Annotated in this window: 13 protein-coding genes; 5 read left to right on the top strand and 8 right to left on the bottom strand. The window is 63.9% G+C overall.

What is annotated here, in order from left to right:
• From H928_RS33385 to H928_RS0113840, 5 genes are all read right to left on the bottom strand, one after another.
• Positions 1-338: four-carbon acid sugar kinase family protein (locus H928_RS33385; protein ID WP_239644965.1), on the bottom strand; the 338-nt coding region annotated here is incomplete at its 3' end.
• Positions 339-347: 9 nt separating this feature from the next.
• Positions 348-1,625 carry a ribulose-bisphosphate carboxylase large subunit family protein gene (locus H928_RS0113825; protein ID WP_021027047.1) on the bottom strand — a complete coding sequence of 426 codons (1,278 nt, stop codon included), beginning with the start codon at positions 1,623-1,625 and terminating at the stop codon, positions 348-350.
• A 29-nt stretch (positions 1,626-1,654) separates the two neighbouring features.
• On the bottom strand, positions 1,655-2,194 hold the full coding sequence (locus H928_RS0113830; RefSeq protein ID WP_021027048.1) for a VOC family protein: 540 nt from the start codon (positions 2,192-2,194) through the stop codon (positions 1,655-1,657).
• A 128-nt stretch (positions 2,195-2,322) separates the two neighbouring features.
• Positions 2,323-4,209 (bottom strand): TRAP transporter large permease subunit, encoded by a 1,887-nt coding sequence (locus H928_RS0113835; RefSeq protein ID WP_027010937.1) that lies wholly within the window; start codon positions 4,207-4,209, stop codon positions 2,323-2,325.
• A 38-nt stretch (positions 4,210-4,247) separates the two neighbouring features.
• A complete protein-coding gene (locus H928_RS0113840; protein WP_021027050.1) occupies positions 4,248-5,267 on the bottom strand; it encodes a TRAP transporter substrate-binding protein in 1,020 nt (339 codons plus the stop codon).
• A gap of 134 nt (positions 5,268-5,401) precedes the next feature.
• Between H928_RS0113840 and H928_RS0113845 the strand changes: the two genes are divergently transcribed.
• On the top strand, positions 5,402-6,439 hold the full coding sequence (locus H928_RS0113845) for a LacI family DNA-binding transcriptional regulator (RefSeq protein WP_021027051.1): 1,038 nt from the start codon (positions 5,402-5,404) through the stop codon (positions 6,437-6,439).
• A gap of 111 nt (positions 6,440-6,550) precedes the next feature.
• Here H928_RS0113845 and H928_RS0113850 read toward each other — a convergent pair whose 3' ends face one another.
• Entirely contained in the window at positions 6,551-6,895 is a 345-nt protein-coding gene (locus H928_RS0113850) for a hypothetical protein (protein ID WP_148293162.1), read from the bottom strand.
• Between the two features lie 131 nt (positions 6,896-7,026).
• On the bottom strand, positions 7,027-7,680 hold the full coding sequence (locus H928_RS0113855) for a flavin reductase family protein (protein WP_027010938.1): 654 nt from the start codon (positions 7,678-7,680) through the stop codon (positions 7,027-7,029).
• A gap of 255 nt (positions 7,681-7,935) precedes the next feature.
• Here H928_RS0113855 and H928_RS0113860 point away from each other — a divergent pair, with 255 nt between their 5' ends.
• Genes H928_RS0113860 through H928_RS0113875 form a run of 4 tightly spaced genes read left to right on the top strand, consistent with a single transcriptional unit; the run spans position 7,936 to position 11,730 of the window.
• Positions 7,936-8,961 carry an ABC transporter substrate-binding protein gene (locus H928_RS0113860; protein ID WP_021027054.1) on the top strand — a complete coding sequence of 342 codons (1,026 nt, stop codon included), beginning with the start codon at positions 7,936-7,938 and terminating at the stop codon, positions 8,959-8,961.
• Positions 8,962-9,016: 55 nt separating this feature from the next.
• Positions 9,017-10,045 (top strand): ABC transporter substrate-binding protein, encoded by a 1,029-nt coding sequence (locus H928_RS0113865; protein ID WP_021027055.1) that lies wholly within the window; start codon positions 9,017-9,019, stop codon positions 10,043-10,045.
• 57 nt (positions 10,046-10,102) lie between these two features.
• Positions 10,103-10,933, top strand: a complete 831-nt coding sequence (locus tag H928_RS0113870; protein WP_021027056.1) for an ABC transporter ATP-binding protein — start codon at positions 10,103-10,105, stop codon at positions 10,931-10,933.
• Positions 10,934-10,953: 20 nt separating this feature from the next.
• Positions 10,954-11,730 (top strand): ABC transporter permease, encoded by a 777-nt coding sequence (locus tag H928_RS0113875; RefSeq protein WP_021027057.1) that lies wholly within the window; start codon positions 10,954-10,956, stop codon positions 11,728-11,730.
• A gap of 89 nt (positions 11,731-11,819) precedes the next feature.
• On the opposite strand, the gene H928_RS0113880 is transcribed toward H928_RS0113875, so the two are convergent.
• On the bottom strand, positions 11,820-12,175 hold a 356-nt coding region (locus H928_RS0113880; protein ID WP_021027058.1), incomplete at its 5' end, for an anti-sigma factor domain-containing protein.

A 12,175-nucleotide genomic window follows, 5' to 3' on the forward strand; every position in this document is an offset into this window, starting at 1 on the left:
CCCGCCACAGCCGCGCCAATGCTGCCCACATGCGGGGCGCTGTCAAAGGTGGAGCAGCATTTGTAGTGCAGCAGCGGCGCGCCGCTGGCGGCCATGAACTGCGCCACCGGTGCCAGCACCTCGGCCATTACGGCCGGCGGCAGGCTGCGGGCCGCACCGGCGATGCCAATGGCCTGCAAGGGCCCGGCCTGGGCCCGTTGCGCCTCGGTCGGCACATCCAGAAAAAGCAGAGACCGCAGGCCCGCCTGCGCCACCGTGGCCAGGGTGTCGGTCGCACCGGTAAAGTCATCGCCATACCAGACGACAGCGGGCTTGCCGCGCAGCAAGGTGTCCAGCATATTGCTTGCCTATCCGCGCTTGCCAAAAAACTGTAGCGCACGTGCCAGCTCCGGCGCATGCCAGGCATAGTCGTCCAGGCTGCTGCCTTCGCGCACGGCAGCCCAGGCCTGGCGAATGCTCACCACGCCAGCCGCAGGCCCATCCGGGTGCGCCAAAATGCCGCCGCCGGACATGAACAGCAGGTCATCGCTCTGCAGCGCCGCCCAGGTGGCCGGTACCGTGCCCGCCCACTGGCCCGATGAGAAGGCCGGCAGCACGCGGTCATCCTGCGCGGCAGACAGGCGCCGCTGGCAGTCCTGAGCGGACTCCACCACCTCGGCATCGGGCTGGGCAAACTTGCCCTGCAGGCCATGCACATGCACATGGTCCACCCCGGCCAGGCGCCACAAGGTCTGGTAGGCCTGGTAGCCCATGCCCAGCATCGGGTCGCGCGACAGTGCGCCATAGCCATTGCGGTGCGCGTGCAGCGCCAAGGGCGTGTGGCGGCGCAGGCTTTGGATGCCCGACAGCCCGCACCAGTTGATGCTGGCCATCACGCAGCTGCCGCCCTCCTGCTGCACCAGATCCGCATGGCGCAACATGGCGCTGGTCTCATCAGTGATGTTGAAGGCCACCATCACCCATTTGCCGGTGCGCTCCCGGTGCTCGCGGATCACGCGCATCACGGCAGGAATGCGCTCCTCAAGCGGTGCATGCGCCGGGTTGGCTGATACCTCATCGTCCTTGATAAAGTCCACACCCGCGTCGCACAGCTGCCGCACCAGGTCGGCCGTCTGCTGGGCCGATAGCCCCACATTCGGCTTGATGATGGTGCCCACCATGGCGCCTGCGCTGGCCCCAATACTGCGCCGGGTGCCGGCCACGCCCATCGTCGGCAGATCGAACTGGTCACGGTAGTCCGGCGGCAGGTCCAGGCGCTCCAGCCGCAGGCCCGACACCTCTCCCAGGTCATACAGATTGCCGCTGACCGTGGCGGCCAAGGTGGGCAGGTTCGCGCCCACGTTGGCGATGGGGAAGGCAATGCGCACGCGGGCACGCTGCCAGTTGGCGCCCGCGCCATAGCCTTGGCGCTCCAGCCAGGCATTGGGCAGGCTGGGCCGCTCCACCGTGCCCAGCGGCTGCACCTGCAGCACCTGGGCACGCGCGCGCGCCCGCAGGTCATCGGTCTCGCCGGCCACGCGGGTGAAGGTGCCGCAGGATTGCTCACCGGCCATCACCTCGGCCACGGCCTCGGGCGCCAGCGGCGTCTCGATCAGGTAGCTGGCTTCAAAATGGGTAGATTTCATCGCATTTCCAGGCCCAGGGCGGGCCGGCATCACAGGGTGTTGAGGTCAGGGAAAGGGCGCACGGGGTTCTGGCCATCCCAGTCCTGGGAGGCCGCACGGATCAGATCAAACATCTTTCCCTTGGGGCCCATCACCTCGGACAGCTCGATCACCGTGCCCGGGTGGTACTCGGTGTCAAAGTAGATAAAGCGGCCGTTCTTGCCCACCTCGCCACTCATCTGCGGCTTGAAGCCCTGCGCCAGCAAGCGCTGCAGATCGGCGTCGTAATCGGTGGTCCAGTACGCCACATGCTGCAGGCCGGTGCGGCCGGCGCGCAGAAAGTCGCGGTACATCGACGGCACATCGTTGCGCACCTGGATCAGCTCCACCTGCACAAAGCCCGAGTTGGCCAGCGCCACCGAGTTGTGGGGCTGGTAGCGCTCGCCCGCGTACTGGTAGTTCTCGATGGGCACCTGCGGGTTGTAGAACCAGGGGCCCACGCCCAAGGTCTCGCTCCAGTATTTCATTGCGGCCTCGATGTCGTCGACCACATAGCCCAGCTGGCGGATTTCTCCCAAAAAGCGGCTCATAGCTTGTCTTTCGTTTGTTGTAGGGTTGGTTGTTGCGTTGGTGGCATGGGCGCTGCCTCACGTAGCGCGCACGCGATGCAGACCAAGGCCGGGAAGCTGGTCGGGTGGGCCCTGGGGCAGCAGTCCGCTTATAAAAATCCGGTAGAAATCCAGGGAATGGCTGCCACAAAGAGCAGCCCGACGAACAGCGCCAGCATGTAGCCGCCGATGGGCCGAATGCCCTCGTTGGGGTTGACCTTGCTGATCGCGCAGGCGCCGTAGTAGCCCACACCAAAGGGCGGCGCAAACAGGCCAATGCCCATCGCAAAGATGACGACCATCGCGTAATGCACCTCGTGCACGCCCACCTCCTTGGCGATGGGGAAGAGAAGCGGGCCAAACAGCACGATGGCGGGGATGCCTTCGAGCACACTGCCCAGCACGATGAAGCAGACGATGGAGATCGCCAGGAACCCCCAGCTGCCGCCGGGCATGCTGGTCATCGCCTTGGCCAGGTCCGACGAGAAGCCCGACTGCGTCAGTCCCCAGGCCATGCCGGTGGCGCAGCCGACAATCAGCATGATCGCGCCCGACAGCGAAGCGGTCTCGACCAGCATGGGCTTGAGGCGCCGCCAGTCAAAACAGCGGTAGATGAACAGGCCCACCAGCACCGAATAGACCACGCCGATGGTGGACACCTCGGTCGCCGTCGCAATGCCCTCCACCACGGCGGCGCGGATCACAAAGGGCAAGGCCAGCGCCGGCAGCGCGATCACCAGCAGGCGGCCAATCTGCTTGCCGCTGAAGCGCTCCACACCGCTCAGATCCTCTTTGCGGTAACGCCACCACACGACGCAGCACAGCGCAGCGCCCAGCACCACGGCGGGCAGCATGCCGCCGGTAAACAGCGCGGCAATCGATATGCCGGTGACCGAGCCAATCGTGATCAGCACGATGGACGGCGGAATGGTCTCGGTCTGCGCGCCGGTAGCCGACAGCAGCGCGACCAGATCGCCCTCCTTGGCGCCGCGCTTTTTCATCTCGGGGAAGAGCACCGGCGCAATGGCGGCCATGTCCGCCACCTTCGATCCGGAAATGCCCGAGACCAGGTACATCGCGCCAATCAGCACATAGGAAAGGCCCCCGCGCACGCGGCCCAGCAGACTGGCCAGAAACTGGATCATCGCCTTGGCCATGCCGGTCATCTCGATCAGCGAGCCCAGAAAAATGAACATCGGCACCGCCAGCATGATCAGGTGCGACATGCCCTCATCCAGCCTGCCCACCATCACCACCAGCGGTGTGCGCGTGGTCAGCGCCAGATAGCCAAAGGTGGCCAGCGCAAACGAGAACGCAATCGGCACACCGGCAAACACCGTGCCCGCCACCACCAGCACAAAAAAGATCACCAGGTTGAACTTGCCCAGGCTCTTGAACAGCGGCTGGCACAGCCAGAACAGCAGCACCAGCGCAGCCACCATGGCCACGGCCGCCAGCGCCTTTTGCCAGGTCGTCTGCGTCATGAGGCGCAGCAGGGCCACCACGGCCATCAGCCCCATGCCCACCGGCAGCGCAGCGGCCCGCCAGGCATTGCTCAGCTCCATCGCCGGCGTGGTGATAAAGGCCTCTTCCTCCGCATACTCGTAGGCGGGGCCCAGCACCATCAGCAAAAAGGCCAGCGACGCGGCCAGCGCAAAGGCCTCCAGCGCCGCGCGCAGGCCTGGCCGCACATTGTTGATAAAGGCCGTCATGCGCATGTGCTCACCCCGGCGCAGCGCCACCACGGCGCCCAGCATGGACAGCCACAGAAACATCAGCGAGGCCAGCTCATCGGACCAGACCAGCGGCTGGTGGAACACATAGCGTGCCACCACGCCGGCAAACAGCACGATGATTTCGGCCAGCACCAAGGCGGCGGCTGCCGTCTCGACAATGGCGCCCAGGCCACGGTCAACGCCACGGGCCAGCGAGGCCAAGGCGTTGTCGGGCGGCGCAGGAGAGAGCCCCGCCAGCGCGGGGGTTGCAGGGTGGGACATGGCAATGCTCTTGTTCAGAACGGTGAATCAGGCAGCGCTCAAGCGAGCTTGCCAACGGCGCCTTCGAGCAGGCTCCACACGTCCTTGCCAAAGCGGCCTTGCCAATCCTTGTAAAAGCCCGAGCTGCGCAGCGCCGCGCGAAAGCTCTCCGCATCGGGCTGGTTGAACTGCAGGCCCTTGCTGGCCAGATCGGCCTGCACCGAGGCATTGAGCTGGCTGATATCCGCACGCTGCGCCATGCCGGCATCGTTGATCGCCGTGGCCACGATCTTCTTCAGCTCGGCTGGCAGGCTCTCCCACATGCGGCCATTGGCAATGAACCAGTAGCCGTCCCAGATATGGTTGGTCAGCGAGCAGAACTTCTGCACCTCGTAGAGCTTGGCCACCTGGATGATGGGCAGCGGGTTCTCCTGCGCATCCACAATCCGCGTCTGCAGCGACGAATACACCTCAGAGAACTGCAGGCTGGCCGGCGCCGCGCCCAGGCCCTTGAACATCGCAATCGGCATCGGGCTCACCGGAACACGGATCTTGAGGCCATCCATGTCCTTGGCACTTTGCACCGCGCCCTTGCTGCTGGTGGTCTGGCGGAAACCGTTGTCCCACATCTTGTCGAATGCATAGAGCTTGCGCTTGGCAATCTCGGCCCGCACCATCGCGCCCAGCGGGCCATCCATCGCCTTCCAGACCTGGTCGTAGTTGGTAAACGCAAAGCCCACCGCGTTGATGGCCGCTGCCGGCACCAGGGTCGCAATCACCAGCGCCGACGGCGTGAAGAAATCGATACCGCCCGAGCGCACCTGCGCCAGCATGTCGGTGTCACCACCCAATTGGTTGTTGGGATAAATGGCCATTTCCACACGGCCATTGGTTTCCTTGCGGATGCGGTCGGCCGCCTCTTGCGCGCGGACGTTAAGCGGGTGGCTGAGCGGCAGGTTGTTGCCGTATTTGAGCGAGAACTCGGCCGCACGGGCGATCAATGGAAAGCCCGACACCATGCCCGCGGCAGGCAAGGCAGTCAGTCCCTTGATGAGGGAACGGCGGCTGAGTTCGGTCATGCTTGTCTCCTAATATTTGATTTGAATTGATGTAATGGCACAGATCTCATACTGGAAGATATGCAAACGACTTGCTATAGTCAAACGCACAAAATGATTGAATCTGATGTTTTCTGATGCCTAGCCACCCAGCAATGTCCCCGCAGCGTCTCACGCTCAAAACCGTGGCCGCCCTGGCGGGCGTCTCCACCGCGACCGCCGACCGGGTGCTGAACCAGCGCCCCGGCGTGCGCCCCATCACCGTGCAGAAGGTGCGCCAGGCCGCGCAGGCGCTGGGCTACCTGCCCGATGCCCTGGCCGATGCCACGCCCCAATCTGCGCCGTGGAAGCTGGCCTTTGTGCTGCCCCAAGGGCAGAACCCCTACCTGCGCATGCTGGGCGACACCATTGGTTTTTCAGAAAGCCACCAGGCGCCCTTCAACGTCAAATGCCAGGTGGAATATGTCGAGAGCTTCAACCCCGAAGCGCTGGCCGCCAGCTTGCTACGCCTGGGCAAAAGGGTGCAGGGCATCGCCTTTATGGCCATCGAGCACCCAGCGGTGCGCGAAGCGGTGCAGCAACTCGCCGACCGGGGTGTGCCGACCTTGACCGTCATCTCGGACCTGGACAACAGCGCCCGCATTGCCTATGTGGGGCTGGACAACCGGGCCGCCGGCCGCACCGCCGCCTACCTGCTGGCCCGCTTTATCGGCAGCCAGCGCCGCGATGCGCAAATCGCACTGATCGCAGGATCGCGCAGCTACCTGGCGCATGAGGAGCGCGAGGGCGGTTTTCTGCAACTGCATGCCGAGCAGTTTCCCGACATGCAGATCCTGGGCCTGCGCGAGAGCTATGACGACTCATCCCGCAACTACCAGCAAACCAAGGAGCTGTTGCAGCGCCACCCGCATATCGCCGGCATCTACAACATCGGTGGTTCATCGGATGGGGTGGGCCGCGCGCTGCAGGAAGCTGGCCGCGAACACCAGGTCGTCCTCATCGGCCACGGCCTCACCCCCGACACCCGCGCCCTGCTGATCAACGGCACCATGGACGCCGTCATCACCCAAAGCCACCTGGGCATCATCATGAGCTGCATCCGCATGTTCAGCAATCTGCGCGACCAGCTCGACACGATGACGGCGGTGGACATTGTGCGGAGTCAGGTTATTTTTCGGGAGAATTTGCCTTGAGGGAGTGGAGACCCGAGCGCTGTGGAACGACTGCCAGATCCCGTTTGCGAAGAACCTCGCTGCCTTTGCAGGCTTGGTCCATCGCAGACCTCATAAGACACCGAGCAGATATCAGGCAATAGATCGAAGCATGAGTTCAGAGGGAAGATGTCTGGGCGCTTCGCCTTCAAGCCCATAAACCTCTAGCCCGCTGAGCAGGCCGTCGCTCTGATACAGGAATACGCCAGCAACCAGACCCGCGTCGTCAAAGAAGAAATCTCCCAGAATACCCACGCCAGGAGGCGCTGGGTCGTGATCGATCAACTGGAAGCAAAGGGTGGCGCAGCCGCAAGGACAACGCGAAGGAGTGACTTGCAAGTGCTGAAGCTGGGGAAGGAATGCGTTGGCTTCGGGCACGCCGTTCTCCAGCATCCAGCGGATGAGCGACATTTCGGAAGTGGATAAAGGACGGTTCATACTTCGGCGATTTTTAAGAGTGTCCTACCCACTTTGTTCTCGCTGGGCAACATGACACGCCTTTTGCATTGCCTTGGCCAGCTGTATTGATGGCGGCCGGTTGGGTGACCTAGTCTATCCCCACAGCCCCCTCACATCTCATCAATCGCCGTACTTGCAGCGCTGCCCTGCGCCCCAGCGAGCCCTTCCCCCGCCTCAATCGCAAAGCGCTCCCGGCAGTTGATGTAGAAGCTCGCGCCAAAGCGCCCGACGGGGAAGAACTCCTGCAGGCGCACGCGCCATTTTTCGGTGTCGACCAGGCCGTCGCGCACGGCCAGCCATTGCACACGGCCGATAAAGACATAGCGGCTCGCGGTTTCCAGGGTTTCGTGCAGCACGCACTCAAAGGCGACGGGGGCTTGCACGATGCGTGGGGGGCGCACGCTTTGGGAGGGGGTGGCTGTCAGGCCCGTGTGGTCCAGCTCGCTCTCGTGCGGGGCCAGGCGGTCGCCGCAGCGGTGCATCGCGGCGGCCATGGCTTCGTCGGCGATGTGCACCACAAACTCCTTGTCGCGCAGGATATTGGTGGCAGTGTCCTTTTGCGCCGTGTCCTGCAGCTTGTTCACGCTCAGCATCACCACCGGTGGGTCCTCGCCCATCATATTGAACATGCTGAAAGGCGCGGCGTTGACGGTGCCGTCTGCCCCCAGGGTCGTCACCAAGGCTATGGGGCGCGGCACGATCAGGCTGGCCATCAGCTTGTAGCGTTCATAGGTGCCCAGCTGGGCAAAGTCGATCTCGGTCATGGGCGCTTTCTCATCGTCTGAATGGCGCATTTTGCTTGCAATTGCCATGCCGGGCCGCCAGCGCCCCAGTAGCCGACCAAGCATGTATACAAGCTGCACCAAGCAGATGCGCGGCCCTGCATCAGTGCGTGCATACACGCGCATCCAACACCTTGCATTTGCACCAGCCTGGTGCAACAGCACCTGCCAATACAGGGGCTTACAAACTGGCACCGATCTTGCAAACGACCTTGTATGCAACATCGGAGGCTCCCCATGCACAAGCGCAGTTTTCTGAAGACCACCGTCGCCGCTCTGGCGCTGTCCTGGGGTGCGGCCCAGGCGGCAGATACGCCCATCAAGTTCCAGCTCGACTGGCGCTTTGAAGGGCCAGCCGCTTTCTTCCTGCAGCCAGTCGCGCAAGGCCTGTTCAAGGCCCAGGGCCTGGATGTGACGGTGGATGCCGGCAATGGCTCGGGCGGTGCCGTGCAGCGCGTGGCATCGGGCACCTATGACATGGGCTTTGCCGACCTGGCCTCGGTGATGGAGTTCCATGCCAACAACCCCGATGCGCCCAACAAGCCGGTCGCGGTCATGGTGGTCTACAACAACACGCCAGCCTCGGTGATGGCGCTCAAAAAGTCGGGCATCAAAACCCCCGCCGATCTGGCTGGCAAAAAGCTGGGCGCGCCGGTGTTCGATGCCGGCCGCAAGGCCTTCCCCATTTTTGAAAAGGCCAATGGTGTGAGCAACGTGGCCTGGACCGCCATGGACCCGCCCCTGCGCGAAACCATGCTGGTGCGCGGCGATGTCGATGCCATCACCGGCTTTACCTTTACCAGCCTGCTGAACCTGGAGGCGCGCGGCGCCAAGGCCAGCGATGTGGTGGTGATGCAGTACGCCGACTATGGCGTCAAGCTCTACGGCAACGTGATCATCGCCAGCCCCAAGATGATCCAGGAGCGGCCCGAGGCGATCAAGAAGTTTTTGACCGCCTTCGCCCAGGGCGCCAAGGGCGTGATCGCCAACCCGGCCCAGGCGATCCAGTCCGTCAAGGCGCGTGATGGCATCGCCAATGTGGCGCTGGAGACGCGCCGCCTGCAGCTGGCGATCGACACCGTCATCAACAGCGCCGATGCCCGCAAGGAAGGCTTTGGCCGCCTCAACAGCAGCCGCCTGAGCCTGATGGCCGCCCAGGTCTCCGACGCCTATGGCACCAAGACCCGCGTCAAGGCCGAAGACGTCTGGAACGGCAGCTTTCTGCCGCCTGCCGCCGTGCTGGATGTGCTCCCCAAAAAGTAAGCCATCCCAACCCTCCTTTACCCCGTTTGCCCCCACCACCTGACGAGACCATCCCGTGAAAAAACGCAGCTTCCTCCACGCCTCCATCGCCCTGCTGGCCGCCGCCAGCACCTGCAGCGCCCTGGCCCAGCCGCTGACGCCGCTCAAGTTCCAGCTCGACTGGCGCTTTGAAGGCCCGGCCGCCCTCTTTGTGCACCCCGAGCAAAAGGGCTACTTCAAGCAGGCTGGTCTGGATGTGACGGTGGAAGCAGCAAGCGGCGCGGGTGCGATCCAGCGCGTGGCCTCGGGCACGCATGACCTGGGCTTTGCCGACCTGGCCGCGCTGATGGAGTTCCATGCCAACAACCCCGATGCGCCAATCAAGCCGGTGGCCATCATGGTGATCTACAACACCACGCCGGCATCGGTGATGGCGCTGAAGAAATCCGGCATCACCAAGGCCAGCGACCTGACCGGCAAGAAGATGGGCGCGCCGATTTTTGACGCTGGCCGCCGCACCTTCCCGATCTTTGCGCAGGCCAATGGCGTGGGCGCCGTGCAGTGGACGACGATGGACCCACCGCTGCGCGAAACCATGCTGGTGCGCGGCGATCTGGATGCCGTCACCGGCTACACCTTCACCAGCCTGCTCAACCTGGAGGCACGTGGCATCAAGGCCGAGGACGTGGTGGTGCTGCCCTACGCCACCCACGGCGTGCAGCTGTACGGCAATGTCATCATCGCCAGCCCCAAGCTGATTGCCGAGAAGCCCGAGGCGGTGCGCGCCTTCCTCAAGGCGTTTGCGAAAGGCGCCAAGGAGGCGATTGCCGATCCGCAGGCCGCCATTGCCTCCCTCAAGGCCAAGGATGGCCTGGTCAATGTGCCGCTGGAAGTCAAACGCCTCAAGCTCACCATCGACACCGCTATCGACAGTAAGGGCGCCCGCGAAGAAGGCTTTGGCCAGCTGCGCCCCGAGCGCCTGGGTCTGATGGCCGAGCAGGTTGCCAAGGCCTACGAAACCAAGAACCCCGTGCCCGCCCAAGCCGTCTGGAACGGCAGCTTTCTGCCCAGCGCTGCCGAGCTGGACATCCTCCCCAAGCGCTGATCCCGCCGCCTGCAGGGCGCAGCTTGCGCCCTGCCCTTTTGAAGACGATTGCACCCTATGACGGCCTCCCTCCAAGACCCTGCCTTTGTTGAGTTTCGTGATGTCTGGCTGGCTTACAACGACGAGTTGCAAGCCAAGAACCAATTCGCCGTCGAAGCCATTGACCTGCAAGTGCGCCGTGGCGAGTTCATCGCCATCGTCGGCCCCTCGGGCTGCGGCAAATCCACCTTCATGAAGCTGGCCACCGGCCTGCGCATGCCCAGCATTGGCAAGATCCGCATCGATGGCCAGCCCGTCACCGGCCCGCTCAAGATATCGGGCATGGCCTTCCAGTCGCCATCGCTCTTGCCCTGGCGTACCACGGTCGACAATGTGCTGCTGCCGCTGGAGATCGTCGAGCCGCACCGCAGCCAGTTCAAGGCCCGGCGCCAGGAGTACGAAGAGCGCGCCCGCCGCCTGCTGCAAAAGGTGGGCCTCGCGGGCTATGAGGACAAGTTCCCCTGGGAGCTGTCGGGCGGTATGCAGCAGCGCGCCAGCATCTGCCGCGCGCTGATCCATGAACCCAAGATGCTGCTGCTCGACGAGCCCTTTGGCGCCCTCGATGCCTTCACCCGCGAAGAGCTCTGGTGCATTTTGCGCGATCTGCATGCCGAGCAGCAGTTCAACGTCATCCTCGTCACGCATGACCTGCGCGAATCGGTGTTCCTGGCCGACTCCATCTATGTGATGAGCAAGAGCCCCGGCCGCTTTGTGGTGCGCCGCGATATCGACATCCCCCGCCCGCGCGATCTGGAGCTGACCTACACCAAGGAGTTCAGCGACATCGTGCATGAGCTGCGCGGCCACATCGGCGCCATGCGCAAGACCGGCACCGTGATCAACCAGTAAGCGCCCAGGCCCCACCCCCTATGTACAAGCTCAACAACCCCAAGCTCGAACGCTGGTCGCCCTGGCTGCTGCTGGCTGCCGTGGTCATCGTCTGGCAAATCATCTGCTCGGCCTTCCAGGTGTCGGAGTTCATCTTCCCCAGCCCCTTGCTGATCTGGCAGCAGTTTCTGGAGTTCCACGCCGTCATCGCCGCACACGCCTGGCGCACCTTCTGGGTGACGATGGCCGGCTTTGGCGTCGCCATCGTCGTCGGCGTGTTGCTGGGCTTTTTGATTGGCAGCTCGCGCCTGGCCTATGCCGCCGTCTACCCGCTGATGACCGCCTTCAACGCGCTGCCCAAGGCCGCCTTTGTGCCCATCCTTGTGGTCTGGTTTGGCATCGGCATTGGCCCGGCCATCCTCACCGCGTTTCTGATCAGCTTCTTCCCCATCATGGTCAACATCGCCACCGGCCTGGCCACCTTGGAGCCGGAGCTGGAAGACGTCTTGCGCGTACTCGGCGCCAAACGCTGGGATGTGCTGATCAAGGTCGGCCTGCCCCGCTCGCTGCCCTACTTCTACGGCTCGCTCAAGGTTGCCATCACCCTGGCCTTTGTCGGCACCACTGTGTCCGAGATGACCGCCGCCAACGAAGGCATTGGCTACCTGCTGATCTCCGCCGGCTCATCGATGCAAATGGGCCTGGCCTTTGCGGGCCTCTTGGTGGTGGGCGCGATGGCGATGGTGATGTACGAGCTGTTCAGCTTGGTAGAAAAGCGGACCACCGCATGGGCGCACCGAGGCGCGAACAACCACTAAAGCGGATCGCGGCCCTCGGGCGGAATCACAGCAACCACAACAAAGGGGCCCGTTCCATGAACGGGCCCCTTGGTGTTTGGTGACAGCGGCTAAATCTGCACCGCCCGGCCGATGAACTGGATCGGCCCCGTCGGCTTGCCAATCGGCGATCCGCCTGCGGGCTCCAAAGTCAGCTCAAACAGCTGGTTGGGCTGCAGCGGTGGCAGCTTGTCGACGGGCACCTCAATCGCCTCACCCGGTTTGACGAGACCCAGCGATACCGGGGCGCTCCAGCCATCGGCCTTGGTCCAGAACTGCAGGGATTTCTCGGCCGGCACCACATCGGTGCCCAGCGGCACCAGGCGCAGCCGGTCGGCCGCCTGGGCCTGCACCAGCCAGCCAGGGGCCTGGCTTTGCGGCGCGGCCAGCACCACAAAGTAGCGTGCGGGGCCAGGCGCCGGGGCGG

Source organism: Comamonas sp. B-9 (assembly GCF_000410635.1).
Lineage (GTDB): Bacteria > Pseudomonadota > Gammaproteobacteria > Burkholderiales > Burkholderiaceae_C > Comamonas.